The 26011-nt window shown below is 41.2% G+C and carries 21 protein-coding genes and 2 tRNA genes; 13 read left to right on the top strand and 10 right to left on the bottom strand.

Translation table 11 applies throughout. The annotated features are described in order from the left end of the window. The first annotated feature begins 159 nt into the window (after window positions 1-159). Entirely contained in the window at window positions 160-3219 is a 3060-nt protein-coding gene (gene ydiJ, locus Phpb_RS17725; RefSeq protein WP_065391493.1) for a D-2-hydroxyglutarate dehydrogenase YdiJ, read from the top strand. Beyond that, window positions 3216-3632 carry a 1,4-dihydroxy-2-naphthoyl-CoA hydrolase gene (menI, locus tag Phpb_RS17730; RefSeq protein ID WP_036805375.1) on the top strand — a complete coding sequence of 139 codons (417 nt, stop codon included), beginning with the start codon at window positions 3216-3218 and terminating at the stop codon, window positions 3630-3632. The genes ydiJ and menI overlap by 4 nt, the downstream gene beginning before the upstream one ends. Before the next feature lie 401 nt (window positions 3633-4033). Here the strand turns inward: menI and Phpb_RS24060 are convergent, their stop codons facing one another. Continuing rightward, complete coding sequence (locus tag Phpb_RS24060; protein WP_071824117.1) at window positions 4034-4192, bottom strand: Hok/Gef family protein; 159 nt, start codon at window positions 4190-4192, stop codon at window positions 4034-4036. A 456-nt stretch (window positions 4193-4648) separates the two neighbouring features. After that, the gene (locus Phpb_RS24065) at window positions 4649-4807 is read right to left on the bottom strand and encodes a Hok/Gef family protein (protein WP_075489528.1); all 159 of its coding nucleotides are present in this window, start codon (window positions 4805-4807) and stop codon (window positions 4649-4651) included. Window positions 4808-5572: 765 nt separating this feature from the next. Between Phpb_RS24065 and sufA the strand changes: the two genes are divergently transcribed. The 7 genes from sufA to Phpb_RS17765 all read left to right on the top strand — a co-directional run bounded on the left by sufA (window position 5573) and on the right by Phpb_RS17765 (window position 12392). After that, complete coding sequence (sufA, locus tag Phpb_RS17735; RefSeq protein WP_065391494.1) at window positions 5573-5941, top strand: Fe-S cluster assembly scaffold SufA; 369 nt, start codon at window positions 5573-5575, stop codon at window positions 5939-5941. Between the two features lie 12 nt (window positions 5942-5953). Continuing rightward, window positions 5954-7450: a Fe-S cluster assembly protein SufB gene (sufB, locus tag Phpb_RS17740; protein ID WP_065391495.1), complete on the top strand. Its 1497-nt coding sequence runs from the start codon at window positions 5954-5956 to the stop codon at window positions 7448-7450. Window positions 7451-7507: 57 nt separating this feature from the next. Further along, window positions 7508-8254: a Fe-S cluster assembly ATPase SufC gene (sufC, locus tag Phpb_RS17745; RefSeq protein ID WP_065391496.1), complete on the top strand. Its 747-nt coding sequence runs from the start codon at window positions 7508-7510 to the stop codon at window positions 8252-8254. Further along, window positions 8229-9542 (top strand): Fe-S cluster assembly protein SufD, encoded by a 1314-nt coding sequence (gene sufD, locus Phpb_RS17750; protein WP_065391497.1) that lies wholly within the window; start codon window positions 8229-8231, stop codon window positions 9540-9542. Before sufC ends, sufD begins: the two co-directional genes overlap by 26 nt. Next, window positions 9539-10777, top strand: a complete 1239-nt coding sequence (gene sufS, locus Phpb_RS17755) for a cysteine desulfurase SufS (protein ID WP_065391498.1) — start codon at window positions 9539-9541, stop codon at window positions 10775-10777. Before sufD ends, sufS begins: the two co-directional genes overlap by 4 nt. Before the next feature lie 12 nt (window positions 10778-10789). Continuing rightward, window positions 10790-11206 carry a cysteine desulfuration protein SufE gene (gene sufE / locus Phpb_RS17760; protein ID WP_065391499.1) on the top strand — a complete coding sequence of 139 codons (417 nt, stop codon included), beginning with the start codon at window positions 10790-10792 and terminating at the stop codon, window positions 11204-11206. A 115-nt stretch (window positions 11207-11321) separates the two neighbouring features. After that, window positions 11322-12392 (top strand): L,D-transpeptidase family protein, encoded by a 1071-nt coding sequence (locus tag Phpb_RS17765; RefSeq protein WP_065391500.1) that lies wholly within the window; start codon window positions 11322-11324, stop codon window positions 12390-12392. A 109-nt stretch (window positions 12393-12501) separates the two neighbouring features. Here Phpb_RS17765 and Phpb_RS17770 read toward each other — a convergent pair whose 3' ends face one another. Then, the gene (locus Phpb_RS17770; RefSeq protein ID WP_036805405.1) at window positions 12502-12738 is read right to left on the bottom strand and encodes a major outer membrane lipoprotein; all 237 of its coding nucleotides are present in this window, start codon (window positions 12736-12738) and stop codon (window positions 12502-12504) included. Window positions 12739-13179: 441 nt separating this feature from the next. Between Phpb_RS17770 and Phpb_RS17775 the strand changes: the two genes are divergently transcribed. Then, entirely contained in the window at window positions 13180-14031 is an 852-nt protein-coding gene (locus Phpb_RS17775; RefSeq protein ID WP_065391501.1) for an enoyl-CoA hydratase-related protein, read from the top strand. Between the two features lie 1175 nt (window positions 14032-15206). Here the strand turns inward: Phpb_RS17775 and pykF are convergent. The 4 genes from pykF to Phpb_RS17795 all read right to left on the bottom strand — a co-directional run bounded on the left by pykF (window position 15207) and on the right by Phpb_RS17795 (window position 18827). Continuing rightward, entirely contained in the window at window positions 15207-16616 is a 1410-nt protein-coding gene (gene pykF, locus Phpb_RS17780; RefSeq protein ID WP_065391502.1) for a pyruvate kinase PykF, read from the bottom strand. Between the two features lie 453 nt (window positions 16617-17069). Next, window positions 17070-17146 (bottom strand) — tRNA-Val (locus Phpb_RS17785). Window positions 17147-17205: 59 nt separating this feature from the next. Next, window positions 17206-17282 (bottom strand) — tRNA-Val (locus tag Phpb_RS17790). 171 nt (window positions 17283-17453) lie between these two features. Then, a complete protein-coding gene (locus Phpb_RS17795) occupies window positions 17454-18827 on the bottom strand; it encodes an MATE family efflux transporter (protein ID WP_065391503.1) in 1374 nt (457 codons plus the stop codon). Between the two features lie 224 nt (window positions 18828-19051). Between Phpb_RS17795 and Phpb_RS17800 the strand changes: the two genes are divergently transcribed. Then, entirely contained in the window at window positions 19052-19708 is a 657-nt protein-coding gene (locus Phpb_RS17800; protein WP_065391504.1) for a riboflavin synthase, read from the top strand. A gap of 424 nt (window positions 19709-20132) precedes the next feature. Then, entirely contained in the window at window positions 20133-21110 is a 978-nt protein-coding gene (locus tag Phpb_RS17805) for a CgnE/CgnB domain-containing protein (RefSeq protein WP_065391505.1), read from the top strand. A 155-nt stretch (window positions 21111-21265) separates the two neighbouring features. Here the strand turns inward: Phpb_RS17805 and cfa are convergent, their stop codons facing one another. Both cfa and punC read right to left on the bottom strand, forming a co-directional pair. Further along, window positions 21266-22417: a cyclopropane fatty acyl phospholipid synthase gene (gene cfa / locus Phpb_RS17810; RefSeq protein WP_065391506.1), complete on the bottom strand. Its 1152-nt coding sequence runs from the start codon at window positions 22415-22417 to the stop codon at window positions 21266-21268. 297 nt (window positions 22418-22714) lie between these two features. Beyond that, entirely contained in the window at window positions 22715-23911 is a 1197-nt protein-coding gene (punC, locus tag Phpb_RS17815; protein ID WP_065391507.1) for a purine nucleoside transporter PunC, read from the bottom strand. Window positions 23912-24059: 148 nt separating this feature from the next. Between punC and punR the strand changes: the two genes are divergently transcribed. After that, complete coding sequence (gene punR / locus Phpb_RS17820; protein ID WP_065391508.1) at window positions 24060-24968, top strand: DNA-binding transcriptional activator PunR; 909 nt, start codon at window positions 24060-24062, stop codon at window positions 24966-24968. 6 nt (window positions 24969-24974) lie between these two features. On the opposite strand, the gene purR is transcribed toward punR, so the two are convergent. Continuing rightward, window positions 24975-26000: an HTH-type transcriptional repressor PurR gene (gene purR, locus Phpb_RS17825; RefSeq protein ID WP_065391509.1), complete on the bottom strand. Its 1026-nt coding sequence runs from the start codon at window positions 25998-26000 to the stop codon at window positions 24975-24977. Window positions 26001-26011 lie beyond the last annotated feature (11 nt).

Raw genomic sequence — 26011 nt, forward strand, 5'->3', positions numbered from 1 at the left:
GGTTACTCAAAATAGGTGAATATTGTGATAAGGTAAACGCTTGCCTTCTCAGACAAATCAGTTAACGGTGGTAAATGATTACGGCTGATTAAGGCATTGATTCAAAGATAGTATAAATGGAGCAATGTGGACACTCATTTTAAAAGGGTCAAAACGATAATGATCCCACGCATATCACAAGCACCGCACGTCAGTGAGGTCGCACAGAAGTTCTTGGATACATTAAAGGCACAAGGATTTACCGGAGATGTTGCAGGCAGTTATGCCGATCGTCTGACAATGGCGACAGATAACAGTATCTACCAACTCTTACCACAGGCTGTCATTTTCCCCCGATCCAGTGCGGATGTAGTTTTACTGGCTCGTGTCGCAGGTGAAAAAGAGTATCAGAATTTGACATTTACTCCACGCGGTGGCGGTACAGGCACAAACGGTCAGGCGCTTAATGATGGTATTGTGGTGGATATGTCCCGTTATATGAATCGTATCCTTGAGATTAACCCAGAGCAAGGTTGGGTCAGAGTTGAAGCGGGGGTGATTAAAGACCAACTGAACCAATATTTGCGTCCATATGGTTATTTCTTTTCACCAGAGCTTTCAACCAGCAACCGTGCGACATTGGGCGGTATGATTAATACCGATGCATCCGGTCAGGGTTCACTCGTCTATGGTAAAACTTCTGATCATGTTCTTAGCCTGCGGGCCGTTCTATTAGGGGGGGAATTACTTGACACCCGCGCTATGGATATAGCCCAAGCGGAATCGATTGCGCAAGAAGATTCGGTTATCGGTCGCATTTATAACACGGTGCTTAGTCGTTGCCGTGAACAACGTGAACTTATTGTTGAAAAATTCCCTAAACTCAATCGTTTTCTGACTGGTTATGATTTGCGCCATGTTTTCAGCGACGATATGCGGAAATTTGACTTGGGGCGTATCTTAACTGGTTCAGAAGGAACGCTAGCTTTTATTACCGAAGCGATTTTGGATATTACCCCGCTGCCGAAAGTCAGGCGGTTGGTGAATGTGAAATATGATTCATTTGATTCTGCATTGCGTAATGCCCCTTTTATGGTGGAGGCAAAGGCGTTATCGGTTGAAACCGTGGATTCTAAGGTGCTGAATTTGGCGCGTGAGGATATTATCTGGCATTCAGTTAAGGAATTGATCACTGATGTTCCTAACAAAGATATGCAGGGGTTGAATATTGTTGAATTCAGTGGCGATGATCAACCTTTGATAGAGCGGCAAGTAGAAACACTTTGTCAGCGCCTTGATGAACTGATGGATAGCAAGCAAGCAGGGGTTATTGGCTATCAAATTTGTCGAGAGTTAGCTGATATTGAGCGTATTTATGCAATGCGCAAGAAAGCGGTTGGTTTGTTGGGTAACAGTAAAGGTGCGGCGAAACCCATTCCTTTTGTGGAAGATACGTGTGTGCCGCCACAGTATCTTGCTGATTATATTACGGAATTCCGACGGCTATTGGATAGCTATCATCTTAATTATGGTATGTTTGGTCATGTGGATGCGGGGGTGTTGCATGTTCGGCCAGCGCTGGATATGTGTGATCCTCAGCAAGAGATACTGATGAAACAGATTTCTGATGAAATTGTCAGTCTTACGGCACGTTATGGTGGTTTATTGTGGGGAGAGCATGGTAAAGGATTTCGTGCTGAATACAGCCCTGAGTTTTTCGGTAGCATCTTGTATGAAGAATTACGCTGGATTAAGGCTGCTTTTGACCCGGATAATCGCTTGAATCCGGGTAAAATTTGTCCTCCGATGGGGATTGATGCCCCTATGATGAAAATCGATGCCGTTAAGCGAGGAACTTATGACCGGACAATTCCGGTGAATGTCAGAAATACATTCCGTGGCGCTATGGAGTGTAATGGGAATGGGCTCTGTTTTAATTTCGATGTAAAAAGCCCGATGTGTCCATCGATGAAAGTGAGCCAGCAACGTATCCATTCGCCGAAAGGACGTGCGACACTCGTGCGTGAGTGGTTGCGCCTTTTGACGGAACAGGGTGTGGACCCGACGTTACTGAAACAGGGATTAGGACAAAAACGACCAAGTTTGCGTGGGTTGATTGAGAAGACTCACAATAGCTGGCAGGCATGGCGTGGAGAATATGACTTTTCTCACGAAGTGAAAGAGGCAATGTCGGGTTGTCTGGCATGCAAAGCTTGCTCAACACAGTGCCCGATTAAAATTGATGTTCCGTCATTTCGTGCTCGTTTTCTTGAGTTATATCATGGTCGCTATTTTCGCCCTTTACGTGATCATATTGTGGCGAGTGCGGAAAACAGTACGCCATTAATGGCTAAAGTTCCTCGGGTCTTTAATTTCTTCCTGAAACAGCCGTGGATGCAAGAATTGAGTCGCCGGACTATCGGCATGGTGGATTTACCTTTGTTATCCAGCCCGACGCTGCACCAACAACTGGCGGGTCATTATGCGCTTTCCACCACATTAGAACAGCTTGAAAAAATGGATCAGGTTCATCGTAACGAACATGTATTGATCGTTCAGGACCCATTTACTAGCTATTACGACGCTAAAGTTGTGGCTGATTTTGCCTGTTTGGTAGAGAAATTGGGATATAAACCAGTATTGCTGCCATTTTCTCCGAACGGTAAAGCACAACATATCAAAGGCTTCTTATCCCGTTTTGCTAAAACAGCCAAAAAAACGTCAGATTTTCTCAATCGGGTTGCTGAGTTGAGTATACCTATGGTCGGTGTCGATCCAGCGCTGGTTTTGTGTTACCGGGACGAATATAAAGAAATTCTGGGAGAACAGCGTGGAAAGTTTGAGGTTCAGCTTGTTCATGAATGGTTGATTAACGCTTTGCCAGAAAAAAGTGATCATGAAGAAAAATCAGGTGATAAATGGTATCTATTTGGACATTGTACCGAAGTGACTATGCTACCGGGCAGTAGTCAACAATGGGGAAAAATTTTCCATCGGTTGGGTAGCAAGCTGGATAATATCAGTGTAGGCTGCTGTGGCATGGCTGGAACCTATGGTCATGAAAACAAAAACATAGAACACTCTATTGGTATCTATAAATTATCCTGGCAACCTGCCTTACAGAAATTACCCTTGGAGCGTTGTCTAAGCTCTGGTTATTCCTGCCGCAGTCAGGTTAAACGGATAGAAGGGCAAGTACTTAAGCATCCGTTGCAAGCTTTATTGGAGATAATCCCATGATTTGGAAACGTGATATTGGACTGGATAGCCTGAATCAAGTAAATAGCCAATGTATGATGGGCCATCTGGGCATAAAAATCACGCATATCGGTGATGACTATATTGAAGGCACAATGCCGGTTGATCATCGCACCCGTCAGCCATTTGGTTTATTACATGGCGGGGCATCTGTTGTGCTGGCAGAATCACTCGGTTCTTTAGCTGGGTATCTCTGTTCCGAAGGTGAGAAAAAAGTTGTTGGATTGGAAATTAATGCTAACCATATTCGGTCGGTTCGTAGTGGTGAAGTGAAAGGCGTGTGTAAACCTCTTCATATTGGCCGCAATCACCAAGTGTGGCGAATTGATATTTTTGATGAGCGGCAACATTTGTGCTGTACCTCTCGGTTAACCACATCAGTTTTGCCTGGATAAAATATAAAACAAAAGTGAAAGTAGGTTATTGTATGGAAAAATAACCTACTATTTAAGTGAAAAGGTTATTTATTTACGTATTAAATTTAATTGTGATAACCTTTAAGAAGTATATATATTTATGTAACTTATCGATGTTTTTATAATATTATGGGTTGTTTGATTGTATATGTCTGATGAATAGGAATGGTGAATTATCTTAAAAGAATTAATACTCTAATAGGGAAAGATCTAATTGAAAATTCTTATTCAAATCTATAAATACTGATATATTAATTAATGCTAAAGTTTCAGCAGTTTTAATTTGCGTTAAATTCCACTTAAATATGAAGGGTGCCTGAGAACCAAGTCATAACAACATCTAAAAGGGCGGGAGTAAAAACCTCCCGCCTAAGGTTGCCTTACCTGTCGCTGGATTCGTAAGCCATGATTGCCGCAACCTCTGTATTACCTCGTTTGATATGGAGTTTACAGATTGAACCCCTGGTTATCCACGTGAATATAAGTAATGTCACACAAATAATGATCAAACTAAATATTGCGATTTTTTGCGGCTTCATCGCCTTCTCTCCTTGCTTTTTTTCAGGTAAGAGGCTAGCCTTGTGTTGTCATGCATAGGAACAGCCTCATTTCGATTTATAGTCGGATGGGGCTTTTCTCTTTCTGCCTGGAACATAATGCTTAAGACAGAAAGTCTCAAGCACCCGGAGGCAGTATACGTTTATTCGCATGATATGCAATATCTTAAAATATTTATTATGGTCACGTAATACCTTCGAATTAAATTAGCCAGCTAGTCAAGCTATTAATAAGAAAAGGAAAGAATGGTGGAGGTGGAATATATAGATAAAATTGTTTCTTAATACGTTTAATTAATTGCGTCGATTAAATAGAAACTCTATTTGCATATATAATAATAGCCCCCTATTTTCCACTTAAATATGAAGGGTGCCTGAGAACCAAGTCATAACAACATCTAAAAGGGCGGGAGTAAAAACCTCCCGCCTAAGGTTGCCTTACCTGTCGCTGGATTCGTAAGCCATGCTTGCCGCAACCTCTGTATTACCTCGTTTGATATGGAGTTTACAGATTGAACCCCTGGTTATCCACGTGAATATAAGTAACGTCACACAAATAATGATCAAACTCAATATTGCGATTTTTTGCGGCTTCATAGCCTTCTCTCCTTGCTTTTTGTCAGGTAAGAGGCTAGCCTTACGTTGCTAGGCATAGGGGTAGCCTCATTTCGATTTATAGTCGGATGGGGCTTTTCTCTTTCTGCCTGAAACATAATTCTTACTTAGAACATAATGCTTAAGACAGAAAGTCTCAAGCACCCGGAGGCAGTATACTTTTATTCATATAGGATGTAAAATCTTGAAAATATTTATTATGGTCGCGTAATACCTTCGAATTAAATTAGCCAGTTAGTAAAATTATCAATAAAAAGGGAAGAAATGTTTAAAATGGAATATATAGATAAAATTGTTTCTTAATGCGTTTGATTAATTGAGTTGATTAAATAGAAACTCTATTTGCATATATAATAATAGCAACTTCCATTCTTTATCTCCGGTTAATGATGTCAATTTTGTCTGACTGCTATTTTCATATCGGTGAGGAGTCATTCGCCGTTGTGTCTGAAAGCTCACATCGAATAGTATTTCTGATGAACTTTTTGTGCTTTTGTTTTACGCCAAGAAGTAAAGAATAGCACAATTGATCAAACTAATAATTTATAGATAAAACAGTAAATTAAATAGATACCTTCATATGAAATGAACATAAATTATCGCATTCGAATAAAATTTAACCTTGTTAAGGTATATCCTCTTAAAACAAATGGTTGAAGTGATAAAGGTTATCATTACCATTATACGGAAGGAGAGCACTCCGATAACGGCGGCAAAAATAGCTATAGAATAAATGTGAGGCCAACTATGACAAACAGTGTTGAAACCTTTTCTCTAAATGAAACCGCATGGCAAGGAATTACCATCACCACGAGAGCCGCAGCGCAGATCCTAAAGTTGATGCAGCAAAACCCACAAAGTAAAGGATTATGTCTGGGGGTAAAGCAGTCAGGATGTGCCGGCTTTGGCTATGTATTTGAAATGGTTAACGATCCCGCACCTGATGATCTAAGGTATGAAAATGAGGGTGCGTGTCTATATGTCCCTTTGAAAGCCATGCCCTTTATTGATGGTACTGAAGTGGATTTTGTTCGCGAAGGTTTAAATCAGATATTTAAATTTAATAATCCAAAAGCACAACATGCCTGTGGGTGTGGTGAAAGCTTTGGTATATAAGTGTACCAATATATGTCTCAGAGCAATGTAGAAATCAGCGATGATGTGCAGACTTGGCTCAGCGATCATCGCTATAAAGAAGGTTTCTTCACTCAGGTGGCGACGGATGAGTTGGCTAAAGGTTTGAGTGAAGAAGTTGTGCGGGCTATTTCCGCAAAACGCAATGAACCCGAATGGATGCTGGAATTTCGGCTGGAGGCTTATCGCCATTGGCTAGGAATGGAAGAGCCTCATTGGTTGAAAGCCAATTATCCCAATCTTGATTATCAGGATTACAGTTACTATTCAGCACCTTCATGTGGTGCTTGTGATGATAGTTGCAATTCACAATCTGGTGCTGTTCAAGAGGCAGGGGCGGAGCAAGCTAATAGCTATTTAACCGCGGAAATTGAAGAAGCGTTTGATAAGTTGGGTGTTCCTGTACGGGAAGGTGAAGCGGTTGCGGTAGATGCTATTTTTGACTCCGTTTCTGTTTCAACCACCTATCGGGATAAGTTAGCGAAAGAAGGGATTATTTTCTGTTCATTTAGTGAAGCGATACAGGAATATCCTGGATTGGTCCGTAAATACCTCGGCAGTGTCGTTGCAAGCCACGATAACTTTTTTGCCGCATTGAATGCCGCGGTGGCTTCTGATGGTACTTTTGTTTATGTGCCAAAGGGCGTTCGATGCCCAATGGAGCTATCCACCTATTTTCGTATCAACGCTGCGAAGACGGGACAATTTGAGCGCACTATCCTGATTGCTGATGAAGGCAGTTATGTCAGCTATATAGAAGGATGCTCCGCGCCGGTGCGTGATAGCTATCAACTTCATGCCGCTGTTGTCGAAGTGATTATCCATAAAGATGCCGAAGTGAAATATTCCACGGTACAAAACTGGTTCTCAGGTGGCGACAGTGCAGGGGGGATTCTCAACTTTGTCACTAAAAGAGCGTTATGTGAGGGCGAAAATGCCAAGATGTCTTGGACGCAATCGGAAACAGGTTCCGCAATTACCTGGAAATATCCCAGTGTGATCTTGAAAGGAGATAACTCGATTGGCGAGTTTTTCTCTGTTGCTCTAACTAACGGCACTCAACAGGCAGATACCGGCACCAAGATGATCCACATTGGCCGTAACACTAAATCGACCATCATTTCAAAGGGCATTTCTGCCGGTCATAGTCAGAACAGCTATCGTGGGCTGGTCAAAATATTACCGGGAGCAGAAAACGCTCGTAACTATACCCAATGTGATTCCATGTTGATTGGTACTGAATGTGGCGCGCATACATTCCCTTATGTAGAAGTACAGAATAATACGGCGCAACTGGAGCATGAAGCGACAACCTCTCGCATTGGTGAAGATCAATTGTTCTATTGCTTGCAACGTGGCATCAGTGAAGATGATGCGATTTCCATGATTGTTAATGGATTCTGTAAGGATGTGTTCTCTGAACTTCCCCTTGAATTTGCCGTTGAAGCACAAAAATTGCTGGCGATCAGCCTTGAACACAGTGTCGGATGAGTTCTTCCTGTTTCCCTTTTTTATGACAGAACGTTAAGTCGTTCGAAGGCATGTAATATGTTAAGTATTAAAAACTTACGAGTTAGTGTTGAAGGTAATGCAATCTTAAAAGGATTAAATCTTGAAATTAAACCGGGTGAAATTCATGCCATTATGGGGCCGAACGGTTCCGGTAAAAGTACATTATCAGCAGCGTTAGCTGGCCGTGAAGAGTATGAAATTGATGATGGTGAAATCACCTTTAAAGGAAAAGATTTACTTGGATTTGAGCCAGAAGAGCGAGCCGGGGAGGGGATTTTCCTGGCTTTTCAATATCCGGTGGAAATTCCGGGCGTCAGTAATCAGTTTTTCCTACAAACCGCAGTGAATGCTGTCCGCCAATATCGCCGTCAGGAGCCGCTGGATCGCTTTGATTTTGCCGATTTTATCGAAGAGAAAATTGAATTGTTGGATATGCCGCCGGATTTGCTGACACGTTCAGTCAATGTCGGCTTTTCCGGTGGCGAGAAAAAACGTAATGATATTCTGCAAATGGCCGTGCTGGAGCCGACACTTTGTATTCTGGATGAGACAGATTCAGGGCTGGATATTGATGCATTGAAAATTGTGGCTAATGGCGTGAACTCTTTACGTGATCCAAACCGCTCATTCATTATTGTGACCCATTACCAACGTATTTTGGATTATGTGACACCTGATTTTGTGCATGTACTTTATCAGGGACGAATTATTAAATCCGGTGATTTCAGTTTGGCGAAAAAGTTGGAGGAGCAAGGTTATGGCTGGCTTATTGACCAACAGTGAAAAAGCTGAAAAGGTGCGGCAGGTTGTGGAACGTAACCAGCAAGCATTAGCACGTTTTGCAAATTTATATCGTTATCGTCATGGTGAGGATTCATCTCATGCCAGTTTGCATTGGCAACGAGTCGCTCAAACCGGCTTTCCCCAATTCAGGCATGAAGATTGGCGTTATACTCCGCTGGATAAATTGTTAAATCAGCCATACAGCAGCAAAACTTGGGAGTTGACAGTAGCACAATGCGAACAATTGGCGATTCCAATGGATTGTTGGCGTGTCGTTATGGTGGATGGTTGTTTTTCACCTTTACTGAGTTCCTGTGAATTTGGACCCTATCAGCTCAATTTACTGGATAATAAAAGTGGGCTTCCGGCGCCGGTACAGGGTGAGATTTTTCTGCATCTGACAGAGAGTTTGGCCCAACAACCTTTGGTTATTACATTAAGGGCTGGGCAAGTGGCAGAAAAGCCCTTGTACTTGCTGAATATAACCAGTGGTCATGGTAGTGAAGCATTGAATTCCAGTCATTACCGCTATCACATTGCCGTAGGCGCGAATGCGAGTGCCAGCGTGATTGAACATTTCGTCAGTATTGATGAGCGGCAACCCCATATGACAGGAAGCCGATTAACTGCGGAAGTGGGTGACAATGCTCATTTTGCCCATATAAAACTGGGGGTTGAGAATAGTGCAAGTTATCACTTTGCACATAACGATATTGTGATTGGTCGTGATGCTCAAGTAAAAAGCACCAGCTTTTTATTAGGTTCTGGGCTTGGCCGACACAATACCAGTGTTAAGTTGGATGGCGAAGGGGTCAATTTGTCGTTGAATAGTTTACTGTTGCCACAAGGAAAAGAGGTCGCTGATACTCGAACTTATTTGGAACATAATAAAGGGCATTGTGAAAGCCGTCAGTTGCATAAAACCATTGTGATGGATCAGAGCAAAGCGGTATTTAACGGCATGATTAAAGTGGCGCCTCATGCGCTAAAAACTGACGGACAAATGACTAATAACAATTTGTTGTTAGGCAAACAGGCAGAAGTGGATACCAAACCCCAACTGGAAATTTACGCTGATGATGTGAAATGCAGTCATGGTGCGACCGTTGGCCGGATAGATGAAGAACAACTGTTTTATCTGCAATCACGCGGTATCAACCGACGCGATGCAGAACATATGATGGTATTTGCTTTTGCTGCTGAGTTTACTGAATCTATTGCAGATGAATCCCTGAAGAACGCGGTGATGAAACACATTAAGCACCGTTTAGCGGGAGTGGAAAGATGACTTTTTCTGTAAAAAAGGTGCGACAAGATTTTCCGGTATTAGCTCAACAGGTTAATGGACATCCACTGGTTTATCTTGATAGTGCGGCCAGTGCTCAGAAGCCGGTTTCGGTTATTGAACGAGAAAGTGAATTTTGTTTGCACCAATATGCGGCAGTTCACCGGGGAATTCATACCCTGAGTTCTGCGGCTACTCGGATGGTTGAAAATGTGCGTCACCAGATGGCGCAATTTATTCATGCTCGAAGTGATGAAGAGATTGTATTCGTCAAAGGTACAACGGAAGGGATTAACTTGATTGCTAACAGTTATGGCCGCAAATTTATCAATAGCGGCGATAATATTGTTATTACTGAAATGGAGCATCACGCCAATATCGTTCCGTGGTATATGTTGGCAGAACAGATTGGATTTGAAATCAGAATATGGCCGTTGAATGAAAATGGCGAATTGGATCACGCAATTTTGGCTTCTTTGATTGATTCACGTACTAAATTACTCTCTTTTACTCATCTTTCTAATGTGCTTGGCACCGTGAATCCTGTACGTCAAATCATCAAACAGGCAAGAAAACTGGCTAATGAGCAGGGAAGTCGGTTACCTATTCTGGTCGATGGCGCTCAAGCCATTATGCATAAGAAAGTTGATGTGCAGGATCTGGACTGCGATTTCTATGTTTTTTCCAGCCACAAATTATATGGTCCAACAGGCATTGGTGTGCTTTATGGGCGTAAATCCCTGCTGGATGCTATGCCGCCTTGGGAAGGCGGCGGCGCGATGATAAAACAGGTTAGCCTGCAAAGGGGGATAACCTATGCAGAACCACCGTGGCGATTTGAAGCGGGAACCCCAAATATTACGGGAATTATTGGGCTTGGCGCTGCTGTCGATTATGTTACTTCACTTGGGCTGGATGAAATTCGGCAACATGAACAGGCACTGATGGATTATGCAATGGCACGGCTGAAAGAGGTCAGAACCTTGAAATTGTATGGTCCTGAGCGACGTCAGGGGGTTATTGCTTTCAACCTTGGTCAGCACCATGCTTATGATGTGGGAAGTTTCCTTGATCAATATGGAATAGCGATCCGTACCGGACATCATTGTGCCCTTCCTTTGATGGAGCATTATCACGTTTCCAGTATGTGTAGGGCATCATTGGCGATTTATACTACGCAAGAAGATATTGATGCGCTTGTTGTCGCATTGCGGCGAATAGAACAGTTACTGGGTTGAAAGGAAAAAGTCATGGCAAGTTTGCCCGACACAAATAAGTTGTTACGTAATTTTTCCCGTTGTCAGAATTGGGAAGAAAGATATCTCTATATGATTGAATTGGGGGGGAGGTTGCCTCCTCTTACTGACGAGCAACGCCGACTTGAGAATTTAATCGCAGGTTGCCAGAGTCAGGTGTGGATACTGCTGAGAACGAATCACCAAAACAAAGTGGAATTTATTGGTGACAGTGATGCCGCTATTGTTAAAGGATTGGTTGCGATTGTCTTTATCCTGTTTCAGGATAAAACTCCCCAAGAGATTCTGGATTTGGATGTAACTGAATATTTTGGAAAATTGTCTTTGGAGCAACATCTGACACCCTCACGCACGCAGGGGTTACATGCGATGATATGCGCCATCCGAAATAGAGCGAGTAAAATGGTTTAAATACTAGTCTTACGAGTTTCTTTCACTACTGATAACATATACGGCCGATAAGGCTTCAACCTTTTACACTTAAATTTATTCGATAACCATTCAGAAGTCATTCCAGGAAGCAAGCATGAAACGAGTTTTAACGTTTATTGGCATGTTATTGTTAAGTGGGCTAGCTAACACCGTCAGCGCCACAGAGTATACCTTGCCAGCAGCCAATAGCCGTTTAATTGGCGAAAATACGACATTGGTTGTACCCGATGATGGGCGTTCTTTGGAAGCCATTGCTGCCGAATATGAAATTGGTTTATTGGCAATGCTGGAAGCTAACCCAGGTACCGACCCTTATTTGCCTACTCCGGGTTCTGAACTGATTATTCCGTCACAAATGCTGTTGCCTGATACACCGAGGCAGGGGATTGTGATTAACCTTGCAGAACTCAGACTTTACTACTTCCCTAAAGGGAAAAACAAAGTCATCGTTTATCCGATTGGTATTGGGCAACTTGGTCGTAATACGCCAGTGATGACAACATCTGTCAGCCAGTTAATTAAAGATCCAACTTGGACGCCGACTAAGAATATCCGTAAACATTATGCTGAACAGGGGATTAGCTTACCTGCGGTTGTTCCTGCTGGTCCTGAAAACCCAATGGGCTTATTTGCGTTGCGTTTAGCAGCCGGGCGCGGAGAATACTTGATCCACGGCACGAATGCTGATTTTGGTATCGGTATGCGGGTGAGTTCCGGTTGTATCCGTTTACGTCCTGATGATATTGAAACGTTGTTCAATACAGTGCCCCGTGGAACGCGAGTACAAATTATCAATGAAGCGGTTAAATATTCTGTAGAACCAAATGGTGAGCGTTATATTGAAGTACACCAGCCGTTGTCTAAGAAAGAGAATGATGATCCACAGACATTATCTATTGTCCGATCAGTCGATTTGAACAAGTTCATTGATAATAGCAAAACGGATAAAAACATTGTTGAACAAGCGATAGTACGCCGTTCTGGTCTGCCGGTGCTGGTAAGTCAAGGCATAGAACCTGAAACCCAACAGGAGTTGCAAGAAGAGAATATCGTACGGGTGGAAGATGAGGTTAAAGGTGCGGAACAAGCGGTGAATAAAGATGTATCTGAATCGTTTAAATTACCACCGTTATATCAACCTGGACCAATCTATCGGGAAAATTAATATTTCATTGCGGACAGGGAAGTCTGCGAATATTTATCTAATAAAACCCGAAGATAAAAAATGGCGCACAGATAGACTGTGCGCCATTTTTGTACATAATTACAAAAAATTATTTTTTGTAGGAACGAACTTGATTATCCAGACGCTGATTCGCACGAGCTGCATCGTCTTTAGCGGCTTGAATGTCAGTACGTACTGCGTTCACGTCATTGCTCAGTTGATCAACTTTTGCATTCAGAGTCTGAATATCAGAAGTCAGTTGGTCAACCTTAGCAGTGCTTGAACAACCAGCCAACAGAGTAGAAGCTAGAACTACTGCACCCAGTACAATTTTAGTACGATTCATTATAATACCCTCTAGATTTAAGTTAATCTCCAAGTAGCCATGTAAGTATTACACAAAGTTTTTTAGAAAGAGAATAAATTTTTATCATGAAAACCAATTATTTCAATTTTTCTCTTTAACGAGTGGATAATTTTTATCTGAATGTAAAAAAACAAAACCGTTGAGTAACATTTTAATCAAAAAAAGCCTATTCCATGAGGGAATGATATTCTTCGAAATAATTTTAGTTAAAAATTCTTATAAATAAAAAATACAACATCCAGATCATCTTGCATCTATTGAACCATCAGGACATCTCTATTAATGCAGCCATTTTTTATACATAAATTTAGGGTTTCTCTTAAAACAAATTTGTTAACTGAATCTTACTGTAGATGAACAACTTGACAATGTTCAGGTTGAATCCTAGGCTCAAATGCAAACTGGTAAGAGGAGTTTATTATGTTAACTGATCAATCTAACGAATATTTTGACATCAACATTGACAACGGAGTCGCTCATTTACAACTCAGTCGTCCCGAAAAGGCAAATAGTTTGGCGCTTGGGTTCTGGAAAAGGTTTCCTGAGGCAATAGAGCAACTTAGTCGTTCAGGTGAAGTTCGGGCAATGGTGATCTCTGCACAAGGAAACACATTTTGTGGTGGGCTTGATCTGCAAATTTTTGCTTCTAGCAAAGAGGCTAATACGGCTAATCCTAATGAGCGGGAATCGATGCAGTTCAGCTTATTACAAATGCAGGAGGCGATAAGTGTATTGGAGCGTGCACGATTCCCTGTTATTGCCGCAGTGCAAGGTGCCTGTCTTGGCGCGGGTTTTGACTTAATTGCCGCATGCGATTTTTGTTTTGCTGCTGAAAATGCGAAGTTTCGGATAGAAGAAACCAATATCGGTATGATGGCTGACTTAGGTATTCTTCAACGTTTGCAACATTTGATACCTGGGGGTATGGCCCGCTATCTTGCCCTTACTGGAGATACACTGAGTGCGGCTCAGGCTCATGATTTGGGGCTGGTGGTAAAAGTGTTCCCTTCTACAGAGACATTAATCGAAGGCGCTCTTGCGACTGCCCGACGTATTGCTGATCGGCCTCCGGTTGCCATTAACGGGATTAAACGAGCTATGCTTTACAGCCGTGATCATGGTGTTTATGAATCGTTGCAACAAATAGCACTTTTGCAAGCTTCGATTTTTAGTCGTCAAGATATTCTGTGCTCTATTCAGGCGAAAGCGGCCGGAACAAAAAGTGAGTTCCAGAATTTAAGTGAAGTCGGTAAAGCTTTCGATGAATCATGATTAAGAAAAAGATATTGATGACATCCAAAGTGGATTCTCCGCAAATGATGTAGTGCTGGAAAATGTCATCATTGTTGAGGTTTACGCCATTTTCTGACCATGAGAAAACAGAGAATGGCATTATTATCAATCAGCATATAAGTGGATGGAATAATTTGATCGATATAATGAATATATGAAAGCATTTTATTTTCTGTTAATAAATGATTTATAGCTAGGTTGTAAATTTTCACAAAAACCAAGGTAAATATATTATAATAATATTCCTATTTCATATAATTTTGATTTATTATTCATATTTTTATTTATCATTAATAATATCTTAGGTGTTGATAAAACATTATTATTGTTAGATTTTATTTGACATTCGTGATTAATGATTGGATTGTAGAAATAGTAGTTAATGAGGAATTTTTTAATAACTTTAGATTAGAGATTATATACCCTATGGATTTCAAGTTGCATCGCGGCGGCAAGGGAGTGAATCCCCGGGAGCATAGAGAACTATGTGACTGGGGTGAGCGAGTGCAGCCAACAAAGAGGCAGCTTGAAAGATAACGGGTATAGTATTAAAAGCGATATTTTTCAGGAGTGAGTTAACCTATTGTCATGTTCATCAACTGAGCTTTTTGCATGTTATTACATGAACGCCAATGAAACTGGCTGGTAATCTGTACTTGCCGTTAGCCAGATGGCGCGGGAAGCAAGGTAGAGATAATATCAATAAGAAAAATATATTAAATGAAGGAAATAATAAAGGTAGAAGTAAATAACAAAGATACATTATTATATTTTAAATTTATTAATATAATCATAGGATTTTTTCTGTGTAAATTATTTTTTGATTAAGTAGATAATCTTATTATTTTATATGTGTTAATAATGCTCATTGTTTTTAAAATACATATGTATTATGGCTGATTATTAAATTTATTCTATTTTAAAGGGATAATTTAAAAACCAAAATTGAAAATGGCAGTTTTAAATATTTGGCTAATGGTAAATAAGAAGAATAAGGTTATTTTATTATTCATTGAAATAGATAGAATGGAAATAAATCTGTGATTATGATGATTAGTAAAATAATTTGGTATTGCATCATATTAACGGAGAAAATTAGAGCTCTGAAACACCGCCAGGAGTACGGTGTTTCAGAAATAAAACGACTGATTAAATTAAAGTACGTGAACAGACGAGGTGTTAGTGGTACCGCTGGGAACCAAGGCGCCGGATACCATAACTACGATTTCACCTTTCTTCGCCAGGCCACTTGCTAGTGCCGCTTCTTTACCAATGCGGTAGAAATCGTCGGTAGAGGCGATTTCTTTAACAATTTGGGTAGAAACTCCCTTAACAAGCAATAGTTGGCGGGCAGTCACTTCATTAGTGGTTAATGCCAAAATAGGGGCGCCAGGGAAGTACTTACGAATGGATTTGGCAGATTTACCGCCATAGGTTGCGACCACAATCAAAGGAGCTTCCAGTTTTTCTGCTGTTTCGACGGCGCCACGGCACACTGCTTCGGTTACGCGCAGATTACGACAATTGACGGCTTCGATACGACTTGGCATTACGCGGTCTGTACGTTCACAAATCGTTGCCATGATAGTTACCGCTTCTATTGGATATTTGCCTTTTGCACTTTCACCGGAAAGCATAACTGCATCAGTACCATCCAAAATAGCGTTAGCAACGTCACCTGCTTCAGCCCGGGTAGGGCGCGGGTTTTTAATCATGGAATCGAGCATTTGAGTTGCAGTGATAACAACTTTACGAGCAATGTTACATTTTTGAATCATCATCTTCTGAGCGAAGATCACTTCTTCTACCGGGATTTCAACACCCAAGTCACCACGGGCAACCATGATCCCGTCAGAAGCTTCCAGAATTTCATCAAAATTGTTCAGACCCTCCTGATTTTCAATTTTAGAGATGATTTGAATATTTTCACCGCCGTGCCCTTTCAGATGTTCACGGATTTCCAGAACATCGGAGCGTTTGCGGATAAAAGAAGCGGCGACGAAATCAACACCTTGTTGGCAACCAAAGATCAAATCTTGTTTATCTTTTTCAGCCAGAGCTGGCAGACTGATGGAAATACCCGGCAGGTTAACACCTTTATTTTCACCTAAGTCGCCATTGTTCAAAACTTGGCAAATGACTTCTGATTTAGTGACTTCTTTGACTGTCATGCCGATTAATCCGTCATCAACTAGCACGGTATTACCGGGAGCCAGATCCGCAGGGAAACCACTGTAAGTGACAGCTACACGGTCTTTATTACCGATAACGGAAGTGTCAGTGGTAAAAGTGAAGGTCTGACCGGCGGTTAGAGTGACATCATTACCGCCTTCCAGCTTCATGGTGCGAATTTCTGGTCCTTTAGTATCCAACAAAATAGCGGCTTGTTTACCTGTCTTAGCCATAACTGAACGGATATTTTGAATACGCTGACCGTGCTCTTCATAATCTCCATGTGAGAAATTAAGGCGCATAACATTCATGCCGGCATTCAACAGTTCGGTCAGTTTTTCTTCGGATTCTGTTTTTGGCCCGATAGTACAAACAATTTTGGTTTTTTTCATGACAATCTATCTACAGGTTTTAATTGGATAAAATAGTGAAACCGCCAACTTTATGGTTTGCGCAGATACCATATGGTGCTGAATGTTGCGCAACATCATTAAGGGCTGGTGGCGGGGAAGACATGCGGCGGTTAGGCACATGTAATTATGCGAGTTTATACATACGATTAGTCTGTAACTTTTCAGTGTTCGGCAAATTAATGTTAATAAGCTGAAACCATTCAACTATAAATTGCGCCGTATTATAGAGACTTATTTCTGTGAAATGAATCGAAAAATGATTATGTGAATTAATTATAACGATAAACTGGAAAAATGACGCAGATCTTAGCAAAGAAGGGTTATAACTCATCGCGGAAACTGCTTGTAAACAGCTAACAGTGTATTTTGACGCAGCAAGCAGACTGAGTATAACCAAGAGATAATAAAAGTAAGAAAAGAGATTTGTAGACTTGGTGCGTCCGAGTGGACTCGAACCACCGACCCCCACCATGTCAAGGTGGTGCTCTAACCAACTGAGCTACGGACGCACTAATAGGATTATGCTATCAACCAAACAATATTAACCAAGTAATATTAATCAAGTAATTGGTGCGTCCGAGTGGACTCGAACCACCGACCCCCACCATGTCAAGGTGGTGCTCTAACCAACTGAGCTACGGACGCAATCTAAATTGCATGGGTGACAACGGGGACGAATATTAGCGGCGAGTTAGCCTTCTGGCAAGGGGAATAATACAAATTATTGTTCAACTGTTCGTATTTGCATCTACATACAGTGAATTTGCCGTTTATTCCACCAATTAAGTATTCGTCCCCGGCTTTATGAAAAAGAAATCAGCGGGTTGAGCGTTGTAAAACTATTTCATCTGACTGTTTTTGTACCCACAAAATACGGGTAAATATCATCACTGCTGATGCAGTCAGGCCAATAATAAAGCCAATCCAGAACCCTTGTGGCCCCATAGCGGGTACGAAATAGTCAGTTAATCCCAGAATGTAACCGCTTGGCAACCCCAAAATCCAGTAAGCGATGAAAGTGATATAAAAGATAGAACGCGTATCTTTATATCCACGTAAAACACCAGCCCCTACAACCTGTACGGCATCAGATAATTGATAAAGCGCGGCAAATAACATCAGATGCGATGCCATGATGATAACTTCAGGATTGTCGTTATACATCAAAGCGATCGGCTCTCGCAAAATAATAGAAAAAGTTGCGGTTAAACAAGCAAATACCAAACCAACCATAATTCCGGTATAGGCTGATATCCGGGCATTATCGGTAGACTTTTGTCCTAAATTGTAGCTCACCCGGATAGTGGTTGCCGCGGCTAAAGATATTGGGAACATAAACATTAATGATCCGAAATTTTGTGCAATTTGATGCCCTGCGACAGCGGTAATGCCTAAAGGAGAGATCAGCAATGCCACTATGGCAAATAGGGTAATTTCAAAAAACATCGCCATCGCAATAGGAAAACCGAGAGCTGAAATACGTTTCAGAATATGCCAATCTGGTGCGGCAAAACGATGTTTAGGACGGATATCCTTTTGTGATGACGAATGTTTCACATACCAACGCATGAGTAGGAACATGGCCCAGTAAACGCTGGCGGTTGCAACGCCGCAACCAACACCACCTAAAGCGGGCGCGCCGAATTTACCGTAAATGAGTATGTAGTTAATCGGAATATTAATTAACAATCCTAAAAAACTAATCACCATGCCTGGTTTGGTTTTCGATAAACCTTCACATTGATTACGCAGCACATGATAAAATAGAAAGCCTGGCGCACCCCACATGATTGCGTGGATAAATCCAACCGCTTTTTCGGCTAAAAGTGGATCTATATTATGTTGCCGGTCAATCAGGAACTTGCTGTTGTATAAAATAGCGATAATGATAATGGAGAGGAAAATCGCTAGCCAGAATCCTTGCTGAGTTTGGTTAGCAATGAGATTCCTGCGTCCAGAGCCATTCATTTGCGCAATAATGGGGGTTAAAGCTAGTAGTAAGCCGTAACCAAATAAAATAACCGGCAGCCAGATAGAGGTGCCGACGGCAACCGCAGACATATCGGTTGCACTGACGCTACCCGCCATAACTGTATCCACAACTCCCATTGCAGTTTGTGAAAATTGGGCAATAATGACGGGGATCCCTAGAGCGAGCAAACTACGCGCTTCTTTTAAATACTTCTGCACGCATTACACCTTATTTTAAAAGTAGAAAAGATTAAGAAAAATGCCTGTATATAAGAAACGATTTTCGAAAAATCAATCGTTTACTAACCGGCGTATTGTATCTATTTGGTGCTATATTACAACAATCATGCTGAGTTTATATTCAAATGTTTAGGTGGTATTTATCAATGACAACTTGATATAAACTAATTAATAATTATACACAGTCATTAAGAGGTTCTTCTATGTTTACGGGCATCGTTCAGGGAAAGGCACCCTTGGTTGCTATTGATGAAAAGAGCAATTTTCGGACTCATGTTGTTAAATTCCCGGCTGAATTATTGCCGGGTATTGAAACCGGGGCATCGGTTGCCAATAACGGTTGTTGTCTGACGGTAACTAAAATAGAAGGCGATGAGATTAGTTTCGACTTAATCAAAGAGACTCTACGTCTGACTAATCTTGGTGATTTGCAGATAGGGGATTATGTGAATTTGGAGCGGGCGGCTAAATTTGGGGATGAAATTGGTGGACATTTGATGTCCGGTCATATCATCACGGTTGCTGAGATAGTTAAAATTTTCACTTCAGAAAATAACCATCAGATATGGTTCCGTATCCATGATAAGCAACTAATGAAATATATCTTACATAAAGGGTTTATCGGCATCGATGGAATTAGCCTGACAATTGGCGATGTGGTTAATAATCGTTTTTGCGTTCACCTTATTCCTGAAACATTGGAACGTACAACATTAGGTAAGAAACGTCTTGGTCAGAGAGTTAATATTGAGATTGACTCACAGACTCAAGCGATTGTTGATACTGTGGAGCGCGTTCTTGCCCAGAGAGAGCGGGAACAGGTCCTCTCTCAGCAGTCAGAGACATTCATGGAGGAATGATCAATCAATGAGGAGCGACAGGATGACCCCGCTTGTCGCTTTCAAACAAAATTAACTGTGTTAAAAGGGAGCACTGAATCCACCGATGCTCCTTTTTGTGATTTATGTAGCAGTGTTTTGTATATTGTGTTAACTAATATAATTAATATTGTTATTATTGTGTTAATGCCCTTTCTCATAAAGCGCAGACTAATCCCCACGATGATATTTTTAGAGGCTACTTTATGGAAAACCCGATTGAGTTAGATGAATGGCTTGAAGAACCTACACACGATGATGCTGTTGAAATGATGAATGCGCAAGCTGTCGTACCTTTTGGTACTGCACTTTGGCCTTAATGGTTTTTTATAATTAAGGCTCTTTATAATAATAGATAAGTAAGGGGAGAGTTTCCCCTTACTTAAAAATAAACAGGATTGTCCTCATGGATAAAAGTCTTGAGAATATGTATCGTTGTTTATCATATCATCCTGCGATTTCGGATAAAGTAAGAAATGATGAATGTATAAAGATATTTATCGGATCTGATGCTGAGCATGGCGATATTGCGCAAAAGATGCATGTGTATAAAAAGAATTTCGATGTGAAATCTGATTTCGCTTTCTTAGAAAAAACGCCGCCAGACGATGTAAAACAAAAAATATCCGATTGTGATTTGTTTATTTTTCTTTACGCATCATCAACATTAAAGAATGCATCTCCACAAGGGCCAGAATATCTAACCAAAATAAGAAGCTTTATTACTGAATCATGGAAGAAATCTGTACTGTTTAAAGATTATGGTCCGCATTTTATTGAAGCATTCAGTGAGCTACCAGCATCAATAACAGAAAGGAATCAAAAGCTTATTGGATTATCAAGTCGATCACAGAAGATTCAATATACAGATAATAAAGGGAACTCGATTGTAGGTTATTTAGAAAAGGACCATAAATGGACTTCCATTGATGGCAACGGAAATATTGATGTTATTCCTGGGGAAATAGCAAGTCATATAAAGAACCTTAACGGCAGTATTAGCTTTAGTGGTACCTTTTTGAGTACTGCACCCTTTGCCATAAAGTATGGGGTTGTCAATGATATGATGACGATAAATATAAAAGAGGGTGAAATTATTGGTTTTGATTGTGAGAATGATGAATTTAGTAGAGATTTTAATTTATATCTAAATCATAATCACGGAAATAGAATTGTTGAAGAGTTTGGTATTGGCACTAACACCGGTGTGAAAGCGCTTTATGGCAGAAATGCCGGTTTTGAAGAGCGGCATCCTGGCTTACATCTTGGTTTAGGTGGTGGTGTAAAAGGGAGTCATCATTTAGATTTGATATTTTCTGGTGGAAAAATAGCATTTGATCAAACCGTTTTCTTTGATAATGGTTATGTGGGTGATTTCCGTTAGTGAGAAATAGATCTCTCTTTTATTAAGGACCACCTATTCTAAGTGTAGTTAAATGGTTTTGTCATATTGGAATAGGAATTTTCCTTTTAATGATTAGAAATGGATATGTTGCATTGACTAAAAGCTACAGTGGGAACCTGTAGCTTTTAGGTTAACTATCGGGCTACCCGTAACCCGCCTTCAATGCCTTTTAGACTGAATATGATTTGCCATAATTGAATATCGCGAGCACGAAATGCACCGGCACAGGCATTCAGATAATAGCTAAACATGCGTTTAAATGTTGGGCTATAGTTATCTTGTATTTCAGGCCAACTGGCAATAAATCTTTCATACCAGGCCATCAATGTACGATCATAATCTGCGCCAAAGTTATGCCAATCTTCCATAACAAAACAGTTTTTGCTGGTGCGAGCTATTTGCTCAATCGAAGACAAGCAGCCATTAGGAAAAATATATTTGCTGATCCACGGATCAGCACTGGCCTTAGTTTTGTTGGAACCAGCGGTATGTAGCAGGAATAGGCCATCAGGCTTCAAGTTTCTTTGAACAACGTCGAAGTAAGTCGCATGATTTTTAGGTCCAACGTGTTCAAGCATACCGACAGAAACAATTCTGTCGAACTGCTCATGTAAATCCCGATAATCTTTCAGAATGATTTTTACATCCAGATTTGTACATTGTTTCTGTGCATATTTCTGTTGTTCGGCTGAAATAGTTATACCTGTGACAGAAACACCATAATTTTTAGCAGCATAAGCTGATAGCCCACCCCAACCACATCCAATATCCAGCAGGGCCATACCTGGAGAAAGTTCCAATTTCTCGCAGATGAGTTTCAACTTATCAAGTTGAGCCTGCTCCAGTGTTTTAGCTTGTTTCCAGTATCCGCAGGAATATTGCATATAAGGGTCAAGCATATGGGTAAAAAGATCGTTTCCTAAATCATAATGTTGATAACCGACAATCCATGATCTTTTTGGCGTTTGCAGATTACGTAAGCGGGTTGTTGCGATTCTTACTATGTCTTTGAGATTATTGGGCATTTTATTTTCTAATCCAGCGCGTAAAACGCGATAAAAGAAAATATCTAACCGCTCGCAATCCCACCAGCCATCCATATAACTTTCACCTAATCCCATAGAACCTTGTTGTAAAACTCTTTTGTAGAAATTAGGGTTTTTTATCTGGATGTCATAAGGATTGTGACCATTAATTTGAATTCCTGCTTCCTCTAGCATCTGATTGGCAATTCTCTGCCAGGAGTTAATGGCTGTTTTCGGGTTTTCAATATAGGGTGAACTCATATACTCTCCAACGTTAGGGTGATGGAATATTGAGGAGCTCGTTTTAGCTAACAAAGCAGGATGCGAAGACGCAAAATGCAAAAAATAACAAAGAATCAAAGTAAAAAAATCTTAAAGATGACTAATCCATGAGTTTAATGGGGCAATCATTGCTCCTGAAAACCTCAAATTCCAGGTTATTTGTAATAAAGATCTTTATTAAGTATAAAAGCATAAAATTGTTTTATCAATTAATAAATAAAGGCCGCGATTAATTGATAATTAGCCGCCTTTATTGGAGTAACAATTTGATTAATATTAAGAATTTTGTTCAACTGTTTGAATTCGGCGATCAGCGTTTTTTTTCCACTGTATAAAATATCCTAATGTCATTGGAACAACGGTAGAAACCATGACAGTGGTTGTGGATATAAGTGGATTGCTGATAAATGCTGATACAACCAAACTGGCAATAAAACAGAGCCCTAATTGAAGCGTGTTTTGTAATGCAGTAGCTTTTCCACTGTCTTGTGGATAAGCGGATAAAGCGTTTGCTACTGCAATTGGATATGATGCGCCATTCATTGCAGCCATAAAGCAGAAAGGGATCAGAATAGTGAATAGAGTTGGCTCGCTAAATTTTGCAATCAAATAGAGCGCAATCATGCTGAAAGCATAGCCAACTAACAGATAAGGAAAAATAATCTCACTTTTTATTTTGGTCAAAATACTGCGACATCCATAACCTCCAACGATAAAGGCCAACGTTTGAGGAATATAACTCAGACCGATGTCATCGGGGGTATATCCCATTTCACCGAGGATTGAAGGGGAGCCGGTTAACCAGGCAAAAAAGCCGGCGCTGCATGATGCGAATATCAGAACGTTGCCATTAAACAGTGGTGATTTTAATAGCGTAAGGAAAGAGACATTATTTGTTTGCACTTGAATTTCATGGTTTTTGCGATTTTCTTGCAAAAACAGAGTAAAAAACAACAGTATTAATGTGATTGTCAATAAGACTAGGAAAATTATGCGCCAGCCGCCATGTTGCAACAGCCAGGCTCCCATTAAAGGCGCCAGGGCAGGGGAAAGTGCAACCAATGGCATAATTGTCGCGAAAACACGTTTGGTACGATTGGAATCGTAACGATCAATAACTAATGCTTGCCATGAGACGGCGGCTGAACACACACCGATGGCTTGAATAAAACGCAAAGCTAAAAGTTGGGTGGAATCTGTTATCCAAATCATTCCCAGACAGCCAATAGAAAACAGGGATAGGCCGATGATAATAATCGGTTTCCTGCCAAAGCGATCTGAAAGAGGCCCCCACAAAAGTTGCGCAAAGGCGAAACCTGCAAGAAAGATGCTTAGGCTGGCGCTAATTGCGTTTGCTGATGTCCCTAATTCTTGTTGCATAGCACCGAATGCTGGCAGATACATATCAATAGCCAGATAGCCTAGCATACTCAAGCCTGCAAGGTAGAACATGAACTGACTTGAGTTTTTCATTTGATTACTCTCTTTGAATGTCATGATTGAAATAATTTGCAGTGATAAGATAGATAACAATATTGACACATATTCTATACGTCGTGATTTTTACTTGTGAAATGGTAATATTTGCATAGTGCTGTGAAAAAAATTGAAAGGTAAAATTATGTGGTCGGAATATTCACTTGAAGTCGTGGACGCGGTTGCCAGAACAGGCAGTTTTAGTGCCGCGGCATCGGAGCTTCACCGTGTCCCTTCTGCGATCAGTTATACCGTAAGACAATTGGAAGAGTGGCTTGCCGTTTCGTTGTTTGAGCGTCATCATCGAGATGTAGAATTAACTGAGGCAGGCGCTATTTTTATCAAAGAAGCTCGCTCTGTTATCAAAAAAATGATTGATACTCGTCACCAATGTCAACAAGTTGCAAACGGCTGGCGAGGGCAATTTAATATTGCTATTGATCTCGTTGTCAAACCAGAACGTAGTCGTCAGCTTATTCTTGATTTTTACCACCATTTTCCTGATATAGAACTTTTTATTCATCAGGAAGTGTTTAATGGTGTGTGGGATGCGCTGGTGGATAGTCGAGTTGATGTCGCCATTGGGGCAACCCGAGTGGTTCCTGTCGGGGAAAGGTATAGTTTCCGAGATATGGGGTTTATGCCTTGGTTATGTGTGGTTAGCGCAGACCATGAGTTGACTCAATTGCCGGGGCCGCTATCTGATGACCAAATGCGGCCTTATCCAAGTTTGTGCCTTGAAGATACATCCCGTAATTTACCGAAGCGTGACACCTGGAATCTGGATAACCAGCGCAGGTTGGTAGTTCCTGATTGGGAGTCTGGTCTGTCTTGTTTAAACGAAGGATTATGTGTAGGAATGGTGCCTAAGCATAGGGCAATGCCGCTTATTCGGCAGAAGAAATTAGCCGTGTTGGAATTGGAACAGCCTTTACCAGACAGTCCATGTTGTTTGGCGTGGGTACAAAACAGCCATTCTCCAGCATTAAGTTGGTTGCTTGACTATCTTGGCGATAGTGAAACGCTTAATGCTGAATGGCTTCAGGATGAATAAAACGGATTAACGGCGGTAGTCTATAAATGGACCATCCACGACAGAGCGTCGTTCAACCAGGCGTGGATGTACTTCAATGGTTTGTGCATCTTCACGTTTGTTGACGATTCTGTCCAATAACATAGAAAACGCCATTTGTCCCAGTCGTTCTTTTGGCTGATGAATGGTGGTCAATGCCGGAGAGAAATAACGAGCGTTGCGTATATTGTCATAACCGATGATAGAAATATCTTGCGGGACGCGTAATCCTGATTCATCAGCAGCACAAATAGCCCCCATAGCCATAACATCTCCGCCGCAGAAAACCGCAGTCGGACGCTGTTTTTGATGCAGAATTTGATGCATGGCTTTATAGCCCGATTCTGGCTCAAAATCCCCCTGAATAATCCATTCTTCTCTGATCGGAATATTGGCTTCTTTTAACGCTTTTAAGAATCCTTGATGGCGACCACCGCCGGTATTTCGTGCCAGAGGGCCGGGGATCGCGCCAATATCACGATGGCCGCGCTCGATAAGATAACGACCAGCCAGATAACCTCCGTGGAATGCGTTATCAATAATCGTATCGGTGAAGTCGCTTCTGGCTTGACCCCAATCCATGACGACCATTGGAATATTGCGATAATCTTCCAGCATTCCCAACAACTGTTCCGGGTATTCTGAACACATAATCAGCAGTCCATCCACACGTTTTTGTGCCAGCATGGCGAGATAGGCTTTCTGTTTATCAATGTTATTGTGTGAGTTACATAAAATCAGCGTATAGCCTTTGCTATAACAACTGTTTTCAACGGCCTCAATGACTTCAGCAAAATAGGGGGCTTCACTGGATGTCGCCAGTAATCCGATCGATTTTGTGTGGTTAACTTTCAGACTGCGAGCGACGGCGCTGGGTGAATAATTCAGTGCCTTAATAGCAGCCCAAACGGCAGCTTTAGTATCTTCAGCGACGAAGCGGGTTTTATTAATAACATGGGATACGGTAGTGGTTGAGACGCCAGCGTGTTTAGCCACATCTTTGATCGTTGCCATGAGGTGAAAGA

It is taken from the genome of Photorhabdus namnaonensis (genome assembly GCF_001684335.1).
In the GTDB taxonomy this organism is placed as follows: Bacteria; Pseudomonadota; Gammaproteobacteria; order Enterobacterales; family Enterobacteriaceae; genus Photorhabdus; species Photorhabdus namnaonensis.